At 73.0% G+C, this 19,453-nt stretch carries 14 protein-coding genes; 9 read left to right on the forward strand and 5 right to left on the reverse strand.

The genetic code is table 11. The features are described 5' to 3' along the window. Positions 1-8: 8 nt before the first annotated feature. The gene (gene aceB, locus DPM19_RS27225) at positions 9-1,616 is read right to left on the reverse strand and encodes a malate synthase A (RefSeq protein WP_111870907.1); all 1,608 of its coding nucleotides are present in this window, start codon (positions 1,614-1,616) and stop codon (positions 9-11) included. 213 nt (positions 1,617-1,829) lie between these two features. Between aceB and hflX the strand changes: the two genes are divergently transcribed. The 6 genes from hflX to DPM19_RS27260 all read left to right on the forward strand — a co-directional run bounded on the left by hflX (position 1,830) and on the right by DPM19_RS27260 (position 11,503). Beyond that, complete coding sequence (gene hflX / locus DPM19_RS27230) at positions 1,830-3,260, forward strand: GTPase HflX (RefSeq protein ID WP_111870908.1); 1,431 nt, start codon at positions 1,830-1,832, stop codon at positions 3,258-3,260. A 354-nt stretch (positions 3,261-3,614) separates the two neighbouring features. Then, positions 3,615-4,829, forward strand: a complete 1,215-nt coding sequence (gene hutI / locus DPM19_RS27235; RefSeq protein ID WP_111870909.1) for an imidazolonepropionase — start codon at positions 3,615-3,617, stop codon at positions 4,827-4,829. A gap of 75 nt (positions 4,830-4,904) precedes the next feature. Further along, on the forward strand, positions 4,905-5,750 hold the full coding sequence (locus tag DPM19_RS27240) for a DegV family protein (RefSeq protein ID WP_111870910.1): 846 nt from the start codon (positions 4,905-4,907) through the stop codon (positions 5,748-5,750). Between the two features lie 225 nt (positions 5,751-5,975). After that, on the forward strand, positions 5,976-8,072 hold the full coding sequence (locus DPM19_RS35460) for a PKD domain-containing protein (RefSeq protein WP_158566911.1): 2,097 nt from the start codon (positions 5,976-5,978) through the stop codon (positions 8,070-8,072). Between the two features lie 118 nt (positions 8,073-8,190). Continuing rightward, positions 8,191-9,063: a ComEA family DNA-binding protein gene (locus DPM19_RS27255; RefSeq protein WP_199485307.1), complete on the forward strand. Its 873-nt coding sequence runs from the start codon at positions 8,191-8,193 to the stop codon at positions 9,061-9,063. Between the two features lie 97 nt (positions 9,064-9,160). Next, a complete protein-coding gene (locus DPM19_RS27260) occupies positions 9,161-11,503 on the forward strand; it encodes a ComEC/Rec2 family competence protein (protein WP_233510782.1) in 2,343 nt (780 codons plus the stop codon). Between the two features lie 185 nt (positions 11,504-11,688). Here DPM19_RS27260 and DPM19_RS27265 read toward each other — a convergent pair whose 3' ends face one another. Next, the gene (locus tag DPM19_RS27265; RefSeq protein ID WP_146779010.1) at positions 11,689-13,647 is read right to left on the reverse strand and encodes a WD40 repeat domain-containing serine/threonine protein kinase; all 1,959 of its coding nucleotides are present in this window, start codon (positions 13,645-13,647) and stop codon (positions 11,689-11,691) included. A gap of 134 nt (positions 13,648-13,781) precedes the next feature. On the opposite strand from DPM19_RS27265, the gene holA reads away from it, so the two are divergent. Continuing rightward, positions 13,782-14,729 (forward strand): DNA polymerase III subunit delta, encoded by a 948-nt coding sequence (gene holA, locus DPM19_RS27270; protein WP_111870913.1) that lies wholly within the window; start codon positions 13,782-13,784, stop codon positions 14,727-14,729. 40 nt (positions 14,730-14,769) lie between these two features. Here the strand turns inward: holA and DPM19_RS27275 are convergent, their stop codons facing one another. Continuing rightward, complete coding sequence (locus tag DPM19_RS27275; RefSeq protein WP_111870914.1) at positions 14,770-15,651, reverse strand: LysR family transcriptional regulator; 882 nt, start codon at positions 15,649-15,651, stop codon at positions 14,770-14,772. A gap of 69 nt (positions 15,652-15,720) precedes the next feature. Between DPM19_RS27275 and DPM19_RS35870 the strand changes: the two genes are divergently transcribed. After that, positions 15,721-16,311 carry a hypothetical protein gene (locus tag DPM19_RS35870; RefSeq protein WP_199485308.1) on the forward strand — a complete coding sequence of 197 codons (591 nt, stop codon included), beginning with the start codon at positions 15,721-15,723 and terminating at the stop codon, positions 16,309-16,311. Here DPM19_RS35870 and DPM19_RS27285 read toward each other — a convergent pair. Together DPM19_RS27285 and rpsT are read right to left on the reverse strand one after the other, a co-directional pair. Further along, the gene (locus DPM19_RS27285; protein ID WP_111870915.1) at positions 16,211-16,795 is read right to left on the reverse strand and encodes an RNA 2'-phosphotransferase; all 585 of its coding nucleotides are present in this window, start codon (positions 16,793-16,795) and stop codon (positions 16,211-16,213) included. The genes DPM19_RS35870 and DPM19_RS27285 overlap by 101 nt on opposite strands. 64 nt (positions 16,796-16,859) lie before the next feature. Next, the gene (rpsT, locus tag DPM19_RS27290) at positions 16,860-17,129 is read right to left on the reverse strand and encodes a 30S ribosomal protein S20 (RefSeq protein WP_111870916.1); all 270 of its coding nucleotides are present in this window, start codon (positions 17,127-17,129) and stop codon (positions 16,860-16,862) included. Positions 17,130-17,569: 440 nt separating this feature from the next. Here rpsT and lepA point away from each other — a divergent pair, with 440 nt between their 5' ends. After that, positions 17,570-19,414, forward strand: coding sequence for a translation elongation factor 4 (gene lepA / locus DPM19_RS27295; RefSeq protein ID WP_111870917.1), 1,845 nt, complete (start codon positions 17,570-17,572; stop codon positions 19,412-19,414). Positions 19,415-19,453: the final 39 nt, after the last annotated feature.

Consider the following 19,453-nt stretch of genomic DNA (forward strand, 5'->3'; position numbering starts at 1 on the left):
ACGGAGCGCTACGGCATCTGCTGGTACGCGGGGGTCGTCAGGAACTCCGAGTACTCGTCGGCCAGCGTGACCTGCTTGAAGAGGGTCACGGCCTGGTCGTAGCGCGGTTCGTTGTAGGCGTCGCCGAGCTCGGTGCGGATCTGCGCCAGTTCCTCGCCGAGGATCCGCTCGACCAGCTCCTTGGTGACCTTGGTGCCGTCGGACAGCTCGACGCCGTTGTAGATCCACTGCCACACCTGGGACCGGGAGATCTCCGCGGTGGCGGCGTCCTCCATCAGGTTGTGGATCGCGACCGCGCCGCTGCCGTTCAGCCAGGTGGCCAGGTAGCGCAACGCGACGTCGATGTTGTTGCGCAGCCCGGTCTCGGTGATCTCGCCCGGGGTCTTGTCGACCGAGAGCAGGTCGGCGGCCGACACGCTGACGTCCTCGCGGAGCCGGTCGCGCTGGTTCGGCCGGTCGCCGAGCACGCCGTCGAAGACCTCCCGGCAGACCGGCACCAGGTCGGGGTGGGCCACCCAGGAACCGTCGAAGCCGTCGCCGGACTCGCGGGTCTTGTCGGCCCGCACCTTCTCCAGGGCGATCTTGTTGACCTCCTCGTCCCGGCGGGACGGGATGAACGCCGCCATGCCGCCGATGGCGTGCGCGCCGCGCTTGTGGCAGGTGCGCACCAGCAGTTCGGTGTAGGCGCGCATGAACGGGGCGGTCATGGTGATCGCGTTCCGCTCGGGCAGCACGAACGCCGGGCCCCGGTCGCGGAACTTCTTGATGACCGAGAACAGGTAGTCCCAGCGGCCGGCGTTCAGCCCCGCGGAGTGGTCGCGCAGTTCATAGAGGATCTCCTCCATCTCGAACGCGGCCGGGATGGTCTCGATCAGCACCGTGGCGCGGATGGTGCCGCGGGGGATGCCCAGCTCGTCCTGCGCGAAGTTGAAGGCGTCGTTCCACAGCCGCGCCTCCAGGTGGCTCTCCATCTTGGGCAGGTAGAAGTACGGGCCCTTGCCCTTGGCGAGCTGCCGGCGGGCGCTGTGGAAGAAGTACAGCCCGAAGTCGAACAGCGAGCCCGACATCGGCCTGCCGTCCACCAGGAGGTGCTTCTCCTGCATGTGCCAGCCGCGCGGCCGGACCACGATGGTGGCGAGTTCCCCGTCGGCCTTGAGGGCGTAGGACTTGCCGCTCTTGGGGTCGGTGAAGTCGATGGTGCGGTCGAGGGCGTCGCGCAGGTTGAGCTGGCCCTCGATCATGTTGTTCCACAGCGGGGTGTTGGCGTCCTCGAAGTCGGCCAGCCACACCTTGGCGCCCGAGTTGAGCGCGTTGATCGTCATCTTGCGGTCGGTCGGGCCGGTGATCTCCACCCGGCGGTCGACCAGGCCCGGAGCGGGGTCGGCGACCCGCCAGCTGTCGTCCGTGCGGACGCCGGCGGTCTCGGGGAGGAAGTCCAGGGTGCCGCCCTTGGACAGCATCTCCTGCCGTTCGGCGCGCTTGGCCAGCAGTTCCTCGCGGCGCGCGCCGAACTCGCGCTGCAGGCCGGCCAGGAGGGTCAGTGCCTCCGGCGTCAGGATCTCGTCGTAGCGCTCGTGGAGAGGACCGGTGATCTCCACTCCCTCGGGTGCAGCCATCTGCCCGACCTTTCGTATAGCGAAATCATCCTTCTGTTAAATGAAACGCTAGTCGCCCGCCCCGAACCGGGTCAAAGCGGGGTCGTCGCGTCCAGCCCGGTCCTACCCCTCCTGCGGGATGGGAGCCGCGGGAGGGGGGAACAAAAGCAGGTGAAACCCCGTTCCCCACGTGGGACGATCGGTGTCCGATCCCGTCGACCGCACAGGAGACCTATGACTGCGATCCCGTTCGAAGACCGCGACGACTTCCACGAGAACCCCGAGGAACCGCTCACCGGCGACATGGACCTCGCCGACCGGCAGGCACTGCGGAGGGTCGCGGGCCTGTCAACGGAGCTCGCGGACGTCACCGAGGTCGAGTACCGCGCGCTGCGGCTGGAACGGGTGGTGCTCGTCGGCGTGTGGACCGACGGCGACGTCCTGCGGGCCGAAGGCTCGCTGCGTGAGCTGGCGCTGCTCGCCGAGACCGCCGGCTCCCAGGTGCTGGAAGGGCTGATCCAGCGCCGGAACAAGCCCGACCCCGCGACCTACATCGGTTCCGGCAAGGCCGCCGAACTCGCCGACGTCGTCGTCGCCACCGGCGCCGACACCGTCATCTGCGACGGCGAACTCGCGCCCAGCCAGCTCCGCCGGCTGGAGGAGGTCGTCAAGGTCAAGGTCATCGACCGGACGGCCCTGATCCTCGACATCTTCGCCCAGCACGCGCGCAGCCGCGAGGGCAAGGCCCAGGTCGAGCTGGCGCAGATGGAGTACTTCCTGCCCCGGCTGCGCGGCTGGGGCGACGCGCTGTCCCGCCAGGCCGGCGGCCGGGCCGGCGGCGGCAACGGCGGCGTGGGCCTGCGCGGCCCCGGTGAGACCAAGATCGAGACCGATCGGCGCCGGATCCGCTCCAAGATGGCCAAGCTGCGCCGGGAGATCGCCGAGATGGCCGTCTCCCGCGAGACCAAGCGGGCCGGGCGGCGGCGCCGCGAGGTGCCGGCGGTCGCGATCGCCGGATACACCAACGCCGGCAAGTCCTCGCTGCTCAACCGGCTGACCGGGGCGGGCGTCCTGGTGGAGGACGCGCTGTTCGCCACCCTCGACCCGACCGTGCGCCGGGCGGCCACCCCCGGCGGGCGGACCTTCACGCTCGCCGACACGGTGGGCTTCGTGCGGCACCTGCCGCACCAGCTCGTCGAGGCGTTCCGCTCCACGCTGGAGGAGGTCTCCGACGCCGACCTCATCCTGCACGTCGTGGACGGCTCCGACGCCTACCCCGAGGGGCAGATCGACGCGGTCCGCGAGGTGCTGCGGGAGATCGGCGCCGATCAGGTGACCGAGCTCGTGGTGATCAACAAGTCCGACGCCGCCGACCCGCTCACCGTGGCCCGGCTGCGCCGCCGCGAGCCGCACAGCGTGGTGGTCTCGGCGCGCAGCGGCGCCGGGGTCGACGACCTGCTCGCCGCGATCGAGGGCGCGCTGCCCGGACTGGAGCGCGAGGTCCGCGTGCTGGTGCCCTACGACCGGGGTGACCTGGTCGCCCGGGTGCACGACCAGGGCGAGGTGCTCGCGCAGGACCACACCGGCGAGGGCACCGTGCTGCACGCCCGGGTGCCCGAGAGCCTGGCGGGCGAGCTCGAAAGGTTCGCCGCCGCGGCCGTGTGAACGATCACGGCCTCGGTATTCGACTTGACGAATCCGGGGAAGGCCGTACCGTCATGTGCCCGGGGTGGACATCGGAGGGGATGGGCGTTCTGATGCCCGCTCCGGGTGGGGCGTGGGGAACCTTGCCAGGTCCCGGGGCGTTTCTTTGCGAGAGGTTGTCCATCAGGCCTCGCGTGCACTACCGTGACGAAACCGATATCTCCGGGCTCGTTGCTCCTGGCGGTCAACCGACCGCCAGAACTCCCGCGATGGTTCGCCGGCACCCAGTCGGTGGTTGCGTTCGAGAGCAGGTGACCCTCATGGCGTCCGGACGTCCTCTTCCCGCGCCGGCCGGCGCATCCGGTCGGTGACGCGATGACGGTACGGCTGTTGACCAACATCGGCAGGCTCTGGACGGGCACCGATGTCTGCAGTAACGCCGCCGTTCTCATCCACGACGACCGCATCGTCTGGGCCGGCCCGGCCTCCGACCTGCCGCAGAGCGTCCCCGGCGTCATCGACGACATCGTCGACGTCGACCACGTCGAGAACCTCGGCGGCGGGCTGGTCACCCCCGGGCTGATCGACGCGCACGCCCATCCGGTGTACGCGGGCAACCGCTGGGCCGAACTCGCCATGCGCACCAGCGGCTCCTCCCACTCCGACATCGCCGCGGCCGGCGGCGGGGTGGCCTCGACCGTCACAGTGACCCGTGGGACCGATCCATGGACCCTGTGCAACGCCGTGCGCGAGCGGCTGCGCCACTGGATCATGAGCGGTACCACCACGGTGGAGGCCAAGACCGGCTACCACCTGACCCGTGACGGCGAACTGGCCGACATCCGGATGCTCCGCTCGCTGGAGGGCGAGCCGTCGATGCCGCGCATCCACGCCACGTTCCTGGCCGCGCACATCCTCCCGCCGGAGTTCTTCGGGCGGCGCCGCGAGTACGTCGAGGCCGTCCGGCTGTGGGCCGGGGACGCCGCGGCGGCCGGCGCCGACAGCATCGACGTCTACTGCGACGAGGGCCACTTCACCCCCGACGAGGCGCGGGTGCTGCTGCACGCGGGCAAGCAGGCCGGGCTCAAGACCCGCATGCACGCCTGTGCCAACGAGCGCATCGGCGCCGCGCAGGTCGCCGCCGAGATGGGCTGCGCGTCCGCCGACCTGCTGACCCACGCCTCCAACGACGACATCAAGGCGCTCGCCCACGTCGGGGTCACCGCGACCGTCTGCCCGGGCAGCGCATTGCACGGCGACCGGCCGACGCCGCCGGCCCGCGCCATGCTCGACCACGGCGTGACGCTCGCGCTGGGCACCGACCACAACCCCGGATCGTGCGGTATCACCTCGATGCCCGTGGTGATCGGGCTGGCGGTGGCGATGTTCGGGTTGAGTGTCACCGAGGCGCTGCGCGCGGCCACCCTTGGTGGTGCCGCCGCGCTCCGGGTCGGTGACCGGGGCTCGCTGGCGCCGGGCATGATGGCCGACATCGTGCTGTGGGACGCCGACCACGAGGGCGCCTTCGCCTGGGCGTTCGGGCTGCGTGCGCTGCGGGTCTGGCGCGGCGGCACGCCGATCCAGCCCTGAACCCGTCGCGCAGACGTTACATTCCGAGATATCCCGTTCACGGATCTTGAGGTTTCCTGCGAGTAGTCTCCCGTCATGGGACGAGCGGTCGCGGTCATCACCGACTCCACCGCCTATCTGCCCGCCGAACTGGTGGCCCGGCACGAGATCACCGTCGTGCCGCTGCAACTGGCCATCGGCGGGTGGATGCGGGACGAGAACGAAATCACGACGGCCGAGGCGGCCCAGGCGCTGCGCGAGTGGCAGCCGGTCACCACTTCCCGGCCCGCGCCCGAGCGGTTCGCGCAGACCTACCGGGCCGCCGCCGAGGCGGGCGCAGCGGAGATCGTGTCGGTCCATCTGTCGGGCAGCATGTCGGGGACGGTGGACGCCGCCCGGCTGGCGGCCAAGGACGCCCCCGTGCCGGTGCACGTGGTCGACACCGGCACCCTCGGCCTGGGGCTCGGCTTCTCGGCGCTGAGCGCGGCCGCGGTCTCCCTGGCGGGCGGCACCGCGACCGACGCGGTCGCCGCGGCGCGACGGCGGGCCGAGCTGTCCCGGTCGCTGTTCTACGTGGACACCCTGGAGCACCTGCGCCGGGGCGGCCGGATCGGGGCCGCCGCCACCCTGCTGGGCTCCGCGCTGATGGTGAAGCCGCTGCTGAACATCGTGGCGGGACGCATCGCACCGCTGGAGAAGGTGCGCACGGCCGCGCGGGCCATCGCCCGGATGGAGGAACTCGCGGTCGAGACCGCCGGTGACCGGCCGGTCGACCTCGGAGTGCAGCACCTGGCCGCGCCCGCCCGGGCCGAGGCGCTGGTCGCCCGGTTGCGCGAGCGCATCCCCGGTGTCGTCGACATCTACCAGGGAGAGGTCGGTCCCGTCATCGGCGCGCACGTGGGGCCCGGCATGCTCGGCGTCGTGGTCGCCCCTCACCTCTGACCTCCTCCGGGAGGACGTGCGCGCCCCGGTCCGGGGACGTGCCGTGGGCCTGTCGTGCGCCGCCGTCGTGAGGACAGCTGACGATAATTGTATTTTCGCACAGGGAGAGGATGCTTGTCGATAACTGGAATGCATGTAACTGTTGAGGTGAAAGGGACGTCTCAAACCTGGATCACCGAGGACCCGAGGGCGCCCGGGTCGCGGCAAGGATGAATGGCGGTAAGAATGCCGAAGATCCCACGACCGGGCGACCGACCGACCACCTCCGCACGGCGGCGATGGCAGCGACCTGGAGCGATCACCGGGGCGCTCCTCGGCGCGGCGGGCCTCCTGCCGGCGACGCCCTCGCCGGCGGCCGCGGCACCGACGTGCGCGCCGCCCCGCCCCGGCACCCCCATGTTCGTGACCGGGACCTGCGTCGACCCCAGATTCAACCAGCCCTACGTCGACGTCGACGAATGGCGCGACAGCCCGGTGCGCCACCGCTACGTCCATGGCGGGTTCCGGGGGACCGACGCCAGGTTCTCGTTCACCTTCCCGCCGCCCGCCTCCTACCAGGGCCGCTTTTTTCATTTCGTCAACGCCATTCCGGGAAGCGAGAACACCTCCGCGCTCAACATCGGCTTCGGGGTGGACAGCGGCGCCTACTACGTCCAGACGAACGGGGGCGGCAACGAGGCCATCCGGAGCACCGAGGACGCGATCCTGCTGAAAAAGGACCCGTCCGTGGCCGGCTACCGGGTCGACGCGGCGGCGGCGAAGTACTCGCGCGTCCTGGCCGCCGAAATGTACGGCGCCCACCGTCCCTACGGCTACGTGTACGGCGGGAGCGGCGGCGGTTACAAGACGATCAGTGGCGTGGAGAACTCGGCCGGCGTGTGGGACGGCTCCGTGCCCTTCGTCATCGGCACTCCGATGTACATCCCGAACGTCTTCACCGCCCGCGTCCACGCCCTGCGGGTGCTCTCCCGCAGGAACAGGCTCCCCGGGATCGCCGACGCCGTCGAACCCGGCGGCGGTGACATGTACGCCGGCCTCGACCGGGAGGAGCGCCAGGCCCTGAACGAGGTGACCCGGCTCGGGTTCCCGCCGCGCGGGTGGTTCGCCCACAAGACGATGGACGGCGGGGCCCTGCCGCTCGTCTTCGGCTACGTGCCGTACCTCGACCCCACGTACGTCGAGGACTTCTGGACCAAGCCGGGCTACCTCGGCACCGATCCCACGAGCTCGGTCCGGCAGGCGCGGATCCGGCACACGACCACCGTCCGCGGCACGTCGCCGGCCACCTTCACCCTGCAACTGGCGGACGTGCCCGCGGGCGACCTCACCGGGGTGGACCTGACCCTCACCAGTGGCGCCGCCGCCGGGAAGACCCTTCGCCCGAGCCGGGTGACCGGCGACGTGGCCGCGTTCGCCTTCGGCGTCGACCCGCAGGTGTTCGCCGCCATCAGGCCCGGTGACCAGGTGCGGGTCGACAACTCCTGGTACCTGGCGGCGCAGACCTACCACCGCCACCAGGTGCCGACGCCCGACTACGAGGTCTGGGACCAGTACCGCACCCCCCACGGCCGGCCGCTGTACCCCCAGCGCGCCGAGCTGATCGGGCCCCAGGGCGCCTACTACGGGGCCGGGTCGGTGCAGAGCGGCCGGTTCAACGGCAAGATGATCGTGGTCGAGACCCTGATGGACATCGACGCCTTCCCGTGGGCGGCCGACTGGTACCGGACCAAGGCGGAACAGGCCCAACAGGCGCGGGGCCGACGGCTCGACGACTCCTTCCGCCTGTGGTACGTCGACCGCGCCGGGCACCTGCCAACCCTGACCGCCGCGGAGCAGCCTCATCTGGTGAGCTACTACGGCGTGCTCCAGCAGGCCCTGCGCGACCTGAGCGGGTGGGTGGAGAAGGGACGGCCGGCGCCGGCCGGCACCAGGTACGACGTGGTCGACGGCCAGGTCGAAGTGCCCGCCGACGCGTCGCGGAGAAGGGGCGTCCAGCCCGTGATCGACCTCAGGGCCGACGGCGGCGTGCGGACCGACGTGAAGGTGGGAGAGCCCGTCACCTTCTCCGCGGACATCGGGCTGCCGCCCGGAACCGGCGAGCTCGTGGCCGCCGAGTGGGACTTTGAGGGGGCGGGCACCTTCCCCGTGCGGGGTGAGCTCCGCGGCCGGGGGCGCACGCACCGGGTCGGAGCCGAGCACGCCTACCCGGAACCGGGCACCTACTTCGCCGTGCTCCGGGTCACCTCCCAGCGGGAGGGCGACGCAGGCACCCCCTACACCCGCATCCAGAACCTGGCCAGGGTGCGGGTCGTGGTCACGTAGCGCCCCGCCCGCCGGCATGGGCCGTCACCGCGCCGCCAGGGTGTGCGCGCTCGTACGGTTGTCCACATTCACGGCCGGCGGTACCGGGACGGCGCGGGGGAACCTAGCGTCGAACACCATGAGATCCCCGAGATCCCGTCGCGAGGCTCCCGCGGCCCCGGCCCGCCTGGCCTCGATCCTGACCCGCCCGGCCCTCGCCACGTCTCGCCTTCGGCGGGAGGAGACCGCCGCGGGCTCTCCGCCGCCCGACGGAGACCCGCCGCCGGTCGCCGACGCTCCGCCACCGCCGGCAGCGGGGTGGCGGGTGTCGCCGGTCGCCCCGGAAACGGGGGAGCGGCGGGCCTGGCGGCTCGATCCGGGGGCGCGGGGCGCCCGGGCCCTGGCCGTGGTAGCGGTCCTGGCGGCGCTGGCCGCCGGATGCCTCCTGTGGTCCTCGCGGCCCCGGCCCCAGCCGGTCCAGGAGGTGACGGTACGGCCGTCCCCGGCGGCGGTGGGGGCGGCCGTACCGTCACCTCCCGGACCGGCGGGAGCGGCAGGGCCGGATCCGGGTTCCGGCACCCGGGTGGTGGTCCACGTCGCAGGCAAGGTGCGCCGGCCCGGCATCGTCACCCTCCGGGCCGGGGCCAGGGTGAGCGAGGCCGTCACCGCGGCCGGCGGTCCCCGGCCGGGGGCGTCCCTCGACACGCTCAACCTGGCCCGCCGGGTCGTCGACGGCGAGCAGATCGTGGTCGGCGCCCGCGGGATGGCGCCGCCCGCCCCGGCGGGCGCGGCACCGCCCGGCGGGGCGAGTCCGCCCGGCGCGGTGCTCGACCTCAACTCCGCGACCGCCGGGCAACTCCAGGAACTGCCCGGGGTCGGCCCGGTGCTCGCCCAGCGCATCGTCGACCACCGGACCCGTAGCGGCGGGTTCCGCTCGGTCGAGGAGCTGCGCGAAGTGTCGGGGATCGGGGAACGGCGCTATGCCGAACTCCGCGAACGCGTCCGGGTGTGAACCGCTCCGGACGGCCGGCGGCTCCGGACACGGCGGTGCCGGGCCCGGCGGCGACGGCCGGAGATCCCCGCGCCCGCCCTCGCGGTACGACCTGAGGTTGGTCGTACCGGCCCTGGCCTGCTGGCTGACCGCGGGTGTGCTGCTCGGTGCGTCCCCGCTGGTCGCCTCCACGGTCGCCGCGCTCTTCCTGGCCGTCGCGCTGCCGCTGCTCGCGGCTCCCCTTCTCCACGGCGTTCGTTTTCTCCCTGGTGTTCGTTCCGCCAGGGGAGGAGCCCGGGGCGGTACGTGGGCGGCGGCGGTGGCCGCGGCGCTGGTGTGCGCGTCGGCCGCGGCGTTCGGGACGGGGGCTCGGGTCGCGTCCGTCGAGTCGGGACCGGTGCGCGAGCTGGCCGGGAACGGGGCGCGGGTCCGCATCGAGGCGGTGGTGACCGCCGATCCCCTGGTGCGTTCGACACCGCGAGGCGATCTGACGGTCGTCCGGGTCAGGGCCGAGACCGTCCGGCACCGGGGCCGCGCCCAGGCCGTCCGCGTTCCCGTCCTCGTTCTCGCCACCGCCCACTCGGGCTCGGCCATCTCCACCGGGCCGGAATGGCGGGAGCTGGTGCCGAGCCGGCGGGTGCGATTCGAGGGGCGGCTGGCGCTGCCGCAGCGGCGGGAACTGCTGGCGGCGGTGGTCTTCGTCCGGGGTCCGCCCCGCACCGCGGGGGAGCCGTCGGCACCGCAGCGGGCGGCCGCGACCGTGCGGGCCCGGCTACGGGAGGCGGCCGAGGTGCTGCCCGCCGACCAGCGCGGCGTGCTGCCCGGCATGGTCGTCGGCGACACCTCAGGGCTCGACCCCGGGCTGGCCGAGGACTTCAGGACCGCGGGCCTGTCGCATCTGCTGGTGGTCTCCGGAGCCAACCTGGCGATCATCGTCGGGGCGCTGCTCGGCCTGTGCCGGTGGTGCGGGCTCGGCCGCCGGGCGCCGCTGGTCGCCGTGCTGGCGGTTCCGGTGTTCGTGCTGGTGGCCCGCCCGGAACCGAGCGTGCTGCGCGCTACCGTCATGGGCCTGATCGGCCTGCTCGCGCTGGCCACCGGGCGGGAGCGGCATGGCCTTTCCGCACTCGGTGCCGCCGTGCTGGTCCTGGTGCTCGCCGATCCCGGGCTGGCCCGCTCCTACGGGTTCGCGCTGTCCGTGCTGGCCACCGGCGGGCTGCTGGTGCTGGCGCCCGGCTGGCGCGCCCGGCTGCTGCGCCGTGGGCTGCCCGCGCCCGTGGCCGAGGTGCTGGCCCTCGCCGCCGCGGCACAGGTGGCCTGCGCCCCCGTGGCGGTGATGCTCTCGGGTGAGGTGGGGCTGGCGGCGGTGGCGGCCAACCTCGTCGTGGCCCCGGCCGTCGCACCGGCCACCCTGCTCGGCGCCCTCGCCGCGGCGGTCGCACCCTTCGCGCTGCGGCCCGCCCAGCTCCTGGTGTGGCCGGCCGGGCTCGCCGTCGGCTGGATCGCGGCCGTCGCCCGCACGACCGCCGCGATCCCGTACGCCACGATCCCCTGGCGGGACGGGGCGGCCGGTGCGGTCCTGCTGCTGGGTGCCGGCGCCGTGGCCGTGGCGATCCTGCGGTACCGGCCGGCGCGCCGGATCGCCGCGGCTGCCGTCGCGGGAGTGCTGGTGGCGGTGCTCGCCCAGCGGGCGCTCGCCCCAGGCTGGCCGCCGCGCGGCTGGTCCCTGGTGGCCTGCGACGTCGGCCAGGGCGACGCTGTCGCGCTGGCGGCGGGGCCGGGCCGGGCGGTGGTGGTCGACACCGGGCCCGAACCGGCGGCGGTGGACCGCTGCCTCGACGACCTGGGCGTACACGCCGTGCCGCTGTTGATCCTCACTCACCCGCACGCGGACCACATCGGCGGCGTGGCCGGGGTCCGCCGGGGCCGCCCGGTCGGCGTCGTGATGACGAGCCCGCTGACCGGCGGCCCCGAGGCGCGGGCGGCCCCGGGCCTGGCCGCGCGCCCGGCCGGCCCCGGCCAGCGCTGGTCCGTCGGCCCGCTGGAACTGTCGGTGCTGGGCCCGGCGAGCACGGGCCCGCGGGTCCCGGCCCGGGCGGACGGGACCACGGTCAACAACGCCAGCCTCATCCTGGTCGCCCGCCTCCCCGGACTGAGCGCCCTGCTGACCGGAGATGTCGAGACCGAGGTCCAGCGCTCGCTGGCCCCGCACGTCCCCGCGGTTGACGTGTTCAAGGTCCCGCACCACGGGTCGAACAGGTTCCATCCCGGCTTCTTCGCCGCCTCCCGTGCCGCGATCGCCGTCACCTCGGTCGGCCGCGCCAACGACTACGGCCACCCGGCCCCGGCGACCCTCGCCCTGCTGCGCGGCCTGGGCATGCGCTCCTACCGCACCGACCACCACGGCGACATCGCCGTCCTCCGCGACGGAGCCCGTCTCGTGGTGGTCACCCGCCGTCCCTGAACCCCGCCCGCGGTCATCGGGCCTGATCGGGCCGTTCGTGGTCGGGCCGGCCCGAGCGGTCGGATCGGTGGACCCGGTTTCCGCCGCGGGGCGATATGAGCTGATATGTCCGCCCGCCGGATCACGGGAGCCGGACGGACCTGGCCCTCATCCAGGGGTCCGGGGCGCAGGACGCCGCGGACAGGTCACGAGATGCTCCACAGCCGGATGGAGGCGGCGTTCTCGCCATTGGAGCCTTCGCCGACGGCCAGGATCCTGCCGTCGGGGCTGAAGGCGAGCGCGTGGACGTCGTAGACGTGGTCGGCGAGCGGTTCGCCGATCGCCCGCCGGGTCCGGACGTCCCACAGCCGCACCTGGTGCTCGTCGCCGCCGGTGGCGAAGACCTTGCCGTCATGGCTGAAGGCGATCGCCAGGACCGGGCCGTCGTGACCGCGGGTGGGCCCGCCGACGCGTTTTCCGGCCACGGGGTCCCACAGGTCCGCGCCGTGCGGGCCGCCGGTGGCGAAGACCTCGCCGCGCCGGTTGAGGGCCATGGCGAGGGTGGGGTCGTCGCCGTCGTGGGCGGTGAGCGGCGCGCCGAGCAGCTGCCGGGTCCGGACGTCCAGCCGCCGGGTCCGCCTGGTCTCGACGATGACGAGGGTGGCGCCGCCGGGGTCGAAGGCGAGCCGCATGTCCCCGCTGCCGCCCTCCTCGTCGCCGGGAAGGGGGTCACCGGCCGGCCTCCGGGTGCGGGCGTCCCACAGCCGCACGCCGCCGGCCCGGTCGCCGGTGGCGAGCACCGTCCCGTCCGGGCTGAACGCGGCGGCGCGGATCCTCTCGCCGTGGCGGAGGGGGCCGCCGACCGGTTCGCGGGTGCGGGCGTTCCACAGCCGCACCCCCTCGTCGTCGCCGGTGGCGAGGGTGGCGCCGTCCGGGCTGAAGGCGATCGCGCGGACCGTACCGCGGCCTGGGAGGGGGGCACCGAGTTGCTTGCGGGTGCGGACGTCCCACAGCCGCACGGTGCCCTCGCCCTCACCGGCGGTGGCGAGGGTGGTGCCGTCCGGGCTGAAGGCGGCCGTGGTGACCGAGCCGGTGTGGCCGCCGAGCCGGGCGATGTGGCGGGGATCCTGGGCGAGCCAGAGCCGGTGGATCCCGATGGCGGAGAGTACGACGGCGGCGACGGCGAGGAGCGCGAGGAGCGCGACGACCAGGCCGCCCCGGGAGCGGCGGGGCGGGAGGCCGCCAGGAGCCGTGGCGGCCGGGCCGGGCCAGGCGGCCGGGTCCGTCCGCGGTCTGGGCGGACCTGGCCGGAGGACCGGACCGGCGCCGAGAGCGGACGGCGGGGCGGTGGCGATCTCGGCAAGCCGGCGCATGGTGGTCCGGCCGGCGGTGGCGCGCGTGGTGGGGTCCTTGTCGAGCAGCCCGCCCAGTACCGGGGTCAGCGGACCGGCGTGGACCGGCGGGGCCGGCGGCCTGGTGAGGATCCCCGCGTAGAGCGCCGCGAGGTTGTCGGCGTCGAAGGGGCGGCGGCCCTCGGCGGCGGTGTAGAGGGTGGCGCCCAGCGACCACAGGTCGGAGGCGGGGGTGGCGGGCCGCCCGTCGAGCTGTTCGGGAGGCATGTACGCCGGGGTACCCATGATCGCCCCGGTGGCGGTGATGGAAGGGTCGCCGTCGATCGCGGCGATGCCGAAGTCGGTGAGGACGACCCGGTCGCCTTCCAGCAGGACGTTGGCGGGTTTGATGTCGCGGTGGGTGATCCCGGCGGCGTGCGCGGCGCCGAGCGCGTCCAGCATCTGCATCCCGATCCGCGCGACCTCGCCGACGGGCAGCCGGCCCTCGTCCTTGAGCAGGTCGTCCAGGGAGCGGCCGTCGACGACCTCCATCACGATCCAGGGGTGCCCGTCGGCGTCGGTGAACTGGTCGTGGACGGTGATGATCCCGGGGTGCTTGAGTTTGGCGGCGGCCCGCGCCTCACGCCGCACCCGCGCGATTAACCTGGCACGCTTCTCGCTCCCCAGATGCTCGGGCAGCGTGAGCTGTTTGATCGCGACCTCGCGGTCCAGCGCTTCGTCATGGGCCCGCCACACCGAGCCCATCCCGCCCCGCCCCAGCAACCCGACCAGCCGGTACCGTCCGGCGACCAACCGCCCCGAATCATCGACCACACCGGCAATCTAGCGTCAAAGCCGGACATTAAAGATCATTCGCCTCTGCCGTCACGGTTTCCCCATCCGCCCCGGCGGACGAGCTCGGGCGAGGTACCGGGACGTGGCATGCTGCTGGGGTGGGCGCGGATGCGATGACCGTAGTGGTCGGGGACGAGGAACTGCTGGTGGAGCGGGCCATTGCCGAGGTGGTGGCCGCGGTCCGGGCCGGCGACCCGGACACGGAGGTCGTCGAGCTGGCGCCGGGCGGTCTGGAGCCCGGCCGGCTGGCCGAGTTGACCTCGCCGTCGCTGTTCGGCGGGGGCAAGGTCCTCGTGCTGCGGGCCGCCCAGGATCTGGGCAAGGACCTGACCGCCGAGGTCCTCAGGTACGCCGCCCATCCGGCCGACGACGTCGCCCTGGTCGCGGTCCATCACGGGGGGGCGAAGGGCAAGGCGCTGGTCGACGGCCTGGCCAAGGCCGGGGCCCGCAAGGTCGCCTGCCCGAAGATGACCAAGGCGGGGGAGCGGGTCGCGTTCGTCCGCGCCGAGGTCCGCCGGGCCGGCGGCAGCGTCACCGAGGACGCCGCGCGGTCCCTGATCGAGGCGGTCGGCAACGACCTGCGCGAGCTGGCCGGGGTCTGCGGGCAACTGGTGTCCGACACCCCGGGCGGCCGGATCGACGACGCCGCCGTCGCCCGCTACCACCGGGGCCGGGCCGAGGTGAGCGGCTTCAACGTCGCCGACCACGCCGTCGAGGGCAGGCTGGCCGAGGCTCTGGAGCAGCTGCGCTGGGCACTGGCCACGGGCGTGGCCCCGGTGCTCATCGTCAGCGCCCTGGCCCAGGGTGTCCGGGGGCTGGCCAAGGTCGGTGGCGCGCCCCGCGGAGCGCGCGGCGCCGCGCTGGCCAAGGAACTCGGCATGCCCCCCTGGAAGATCGAGCGGCTACAGCGGCAACTGCGCGGCTGGTCCCCTGCCGGGGTGGCCCGTGCGCTGGGCGCGGTCGCCGAGGCGGACGCCGGGGTGAAGGGCGGTGCGGCCGATCCGGCGTACGCCCTGGAGAAGGCCGTCGCCGACATCGTGGGGGCGCGTTCCCTGGCCTGAGCCGTGCCGGGATCGGGGTCCCGCCCGCCGGCCCTTGTGATCAAGGAGCGGGCAGGTGGGTGCGGATGGTGTCCAGGAGCGCGGTGACGCGGGGGTCGTCGCGACGGCCGGGCAGGTGGACGGCGTGGTAGGTCACGGCGGGCAGGCCGGCGATCTCGCGCAGCACGACCCCGGCGGGCGGGCGCGCGCAGCCGTTGACCACCGCCAGGCCCACGCCGAGCGTGACGAAGTGCAGCATGAGCGGCCAGCCCTCGGCCTCGACCGCCACCGTCCAGGGCACGTCGCCGGCCCGCAGCGCGCGCTCCAGTGCGATCCGGTGCGGCCGGTCCGGCGGCGGCACCACCAGCGCCGTGCCCGCGAGGTCGGCTGGTACGAGCCGCTCCCGGGCGGCCAGCGGGTGGCCGGCGGGTACGGCCAGCGCCTGCGGGTAGGCCGCCAGCGGCACCGCGGCCAGGTCGTCCGGCAGGACGTCCAGCACTCCCACGCCCAGGTCGGCCCGCCCGGCGCGCACGGCGGCCAGCATCCGCGGCCGGTTCCCGTTGATCAGGCGCAGCCGGGGTGCGGACCCCAGCAGTGCCTCGCGGACGACGTCGCCGAGCAGGTAGAGGAAGGCCCCCTCACCCGCCGCCAGGACGGTCGGCCGGTGGACGGCGGGCCCGCCCAGCTCGGCCAGGAACGCGGCCATCCGGCCGTCGAGTTCGCGGGCGAACCGGGCCACCGCCTCGCCCTCGGGGGTGAGCGTCAGGGTGCGGCCCGCCCGGCGGTACAGCGGGTGCCCCAGGGTCTCGGCCAGCCGCCGGATCTTGACATGCAGGGCGGGCTGGGAGATGTGCAGTTCCTCGGCCGCCCGGGTGAAGTTGAGGTGATCGGCGAAGGCCGCGAAGGAGACCAGCGAGTCGGTGGACAACCGGCCCAGATCCATAGTCTGAAACTATAGTGACGCGGCTGATCCATAGTTCTGGAACAGCTGGGTTGGCATCACCCTGGATCCATGAACGACATCTCCCGACCCCGGCTGGGCGTCGACTTCGGCCGGGTGATCCATGGCGCCTCGCTCGACCTCGGCGGCCAGGCCGATACGGCGTTCCTGCAGGGCACCCTGGAGGAGGCGCTGGCTTCGCCCGCCACCGAGGGGGTGTACGAAGTGCTGCCCGCCCTGGTGGAACGCTTCGGCGGACAAGTCTGGATCATCTCCAAGTGCGGCGAGCGGGTCGAGCAGCGCACCCGCCGGTGGCTGGACCACCACGACTTCTACGCCCGCACCGGCATTCCGGTCGGCAACCTGCGGTTCTGCCGCCGGCGCGCGGACAAGGCGATCCACTGCGCCGACCTCGGCATCACCCACATGATCGACGACCGGCTCGGTGTCCACCAGGCGCTGCGTGACCTGGTCCCGCACCTCTACCTGTTCGGCTGGCAGGAGCAGCCGCCGCCCACCTGGGTACGGCACACCGAGAACTGGGCCGAGGTGGCCGAGGCCGTCACCGCGGACCTTCCACCGGCGGGCTCGCCGGCTCCGGAAACGGCCCGCGCAGGTGCTCGGGCGGCACGGCCGCGACCAGCCAGACACCGTTCGCGGTAACCCGGAACTCGTGCCCGGCGGCGTGCGCCGCCGCGGCGTCCACCCCCAGGATCACCGGCCGTCCGCGGCGGGCACCGACCCGGCGGGCGGTCTCGACGTCGATGGACAGGTGCACGTCATGGCGGCCCATCGGCCGCAGCCCCTCCCGCCGGATCCGGGGGAGCGCCCGCTCGACCGTGCCGTGGAAGAGCTCGTCCGGCGGCACCACCGCCGGCAGGCCGAGCCGGATCGGCACGGAGTGCCCCTGATTGGCCCTGATCCGGTGGCCGGCGGAGTCGAGCGCGTACCGGCCCTTGGCGTCGGCGGCGACGACGTGTTCCAGCTCGGCCCGGGTGACCGGGAAGCCCGCCCGGGCGCAGGCGGACAGCAACTCGCCGACGCTCGTCCAGCCGGCCTCGTCCAGCGTGATGCCGATGCGCTCGGGCCGGTGCCGCAGGTGCCGGGCAAGGTACTTGGAGATCGTCACCTGCCGGCGCTCGTCCATCTTCCCTTCTCCAGCACGACAACGCCGTGCCCCCAGGGGGGCACGGCGTTGGAACGCCAGGGCCTTACTTGGCCTGGAGCTCGGCGGCCCGGCGGGCGATCGCCGACTTGCGGTTCGCCGCCTGGTTCTTGTGGATGACGCCCTTGCTGGCGGCCTTGTCGAGCTTGCGCGCGGCGACCTGCAGGGCGGCGGTCGTGTCGTCGACGTTGCCCGACTCGGCGGCCTCGCGGAAGCGGCGGATCGCCGTCTTCAGCTCGGACTTGACCGCCTTGTTGCGCAGCCGGGCCTTCTCGTTCTGCCGGTTCCGCTTGATCTGGGACTTGATGTTAGCCACGTGGAAGAGCCTCGGTACTGAGTCGTCGGGTATCGGATGCGCTGCGTCCCACGGGCCTACATGTGGGTTCCGGTGCAGAGGACGGCCGTACTGCCTGTTCGGCCCGGCGCAACGCAAGATGCAGTCGCACAGCCTACCAATGCCACCGGCCGACCCTCAACCGGAGGCGGGGAGCGGCGCGACCGTACCGCTCCCCGCCGGCCCCGGCCGATCCGGGCGGCGTTCCGGCCGCCGGGGCATGCACCACTCTAGAAGAGGTGCGATCCCGGCCGCTCGGGACGGGGGTCCCGTCGGCGGCGGGATGGCGGCGGCCGGTGATCCTCCGCGCGGAGCATCGCGCCCGGCATGGGAACATGGGATGCGGCAGGATCTGCCATGCCCCTGCCGATCACGCCCTCGGGCCCTGTCGAGCCCGCTGATGAGTTTGCGAAACGGACGCCGTGCCCACGCCTGAGCCCAACCAGACGGATCCCGCGATCATCCGGAACTTCTGCATCATCGCGCACATCGACCATGGGAAGTCCACCCTGGCCGACCGCATGCTGCAGCTCACCGGGGTGGTCGAGGAGCGCCAGATGCGTGCGCAGTACCTCGACCGGATGGACATCGAGCGCGAGCGCGGCATCACGATCAAGAGCCAGGCGGTGCGGCTGCCCTGGACCGGCCCGGATGGCGTCCCCTACGTCCTCAACCTGATCGACACCCCCGGCCACGTCGACTTCTCCTACGAGGTGTCGCGGTCGCTGGCCGCGTGCGAGGGGGCGGTGCTGCTCGTCGACGCCGCCCAGGGGATCGAGGCGCAGACGCTGGCCAACCTCTACCTGGCGCTCGAGGCCGACCTGGACATCATCCCGGTCCTCAACAAGATCGACCTGCCCGCTGCCCAGCCCGACAAGTACGCCGAGGAACTGTCCGGCATCATCGGCTGCGACCCCGCCGAGGTGCTGCGGGTTTCCGGCAAGACCGGTGCGGGCGTGACCGACCTGCTGAACCGCATCGTCGAGGTGGTCCCGGCGCCGACCGGCGACCCCGACGGGCCGGCCCGCGCGCTGATCTTCGACTCGGTGTACGACACCTACCGGGGTGTCGTCACCTACGTGCGGATCGTCGACGGTCACCTCTCCCGCCGGGAGAAGAGCCTGATGATGTCGACCGGCGCGGCGCACGAGACGCTGGAGGTCGGGGTCATCTCGCCCGAGCCCAAGCCGGTGGGCGGGCTGGGAGTCGGCGAGGTCGGCTACCTCATCACCGGCGTCAAGGACGTCCGGCAGGCCCGCGTCGGTGACACCGTCACCATCGCCTCCCGGCCCGCCCCGGAGGCGCTGGGCGGTTACCAGGACCCCAAGCCGATGGTGTTCTCCGGCCTCTACCCGGTGGACGGCGACGAGTATCCCGAGCTGCGCGACGCGCTCGACAAGCTCCGGCTGAACGACGCCGCGCTGGTCTACGAGCCCGAGACCTCGCTGGCGCTGGGCTTCGGTTTCCGCTGCGGCTTCCTCGGCCTGCTGCACATGGAGATCGTCCGGGAGCGGCTGGAGCGCGAGTTCAACCTCACGCTGATCTCCACCGCGCCCAACGTGGTCTACCGGGTGATCATGGAGGACGGCACCGAGCACGTCGTCACCAACCCCAGCGAGTTCCCCCTGGGCAAGATCGCCAAGGTCTACGAGCCGATCGTCAAGGCGACGATCCTCTCCCCGAGCGACCACATCGGCGCGATCATGGAGCTCTGCCAGGGGCGGCGCGGCGTCCTGCTCGGCATGGACTACCTGTCCGAGGACCGGGTGGAGATCCGCTACACCCTGCCGCTGGCCGAGATCATCTTCGACTTCTTCGACCAGCTCAAGTCCCGCACCCGCGGCTACGCCTCGCTCGACTACGAGCCCAGCGGGGAGCAGGAGTCCGACCTGGTCAAGGTCGACATCCTGCTCCAGGGCGAGTCGGTCGACGCGTTCAGCCAGATCGTCCACGCCGACAAGTCCCGCGAGTACGGCCTGATGATGACGGCCAAGCTCAAGGAGCTCATCCCGCGGCAGCAGTTCGAAGTGCCCATCCAGGCCGCCATCGGCTCGCGCATCATCGCCCGGGAGAACATCCGCGCCATCCGCAAGGACGTCCTCGCCAAGTGCTACGGCGGCGACATCTCCCGCAAGCGCAAGCTGCTGGAGAAGCAGAAGGAGGGCAAGAAGCGGATGAAGACCATCGGCCGCGTCGACGTCCCCCAGGAGGCGTTCGTGGCGGCGCTGTCGACGACGGGCACACCGGGAGAGAAGGGCAAGAAGTAGCCGCCGGGCCTTCGGCGCGGGCCGGAACACCTGCCGCGG

The organism is Actinomadura craniellae, assembly GCF_003289645.1.
Classification (GTDB): domain Bacteria; phylum Actinomycetota; class Actinomycetes; order Streptosporangiales; family Streptosporangiaceae; genus Actinomadura_D; species Actinomadura_D craniellae.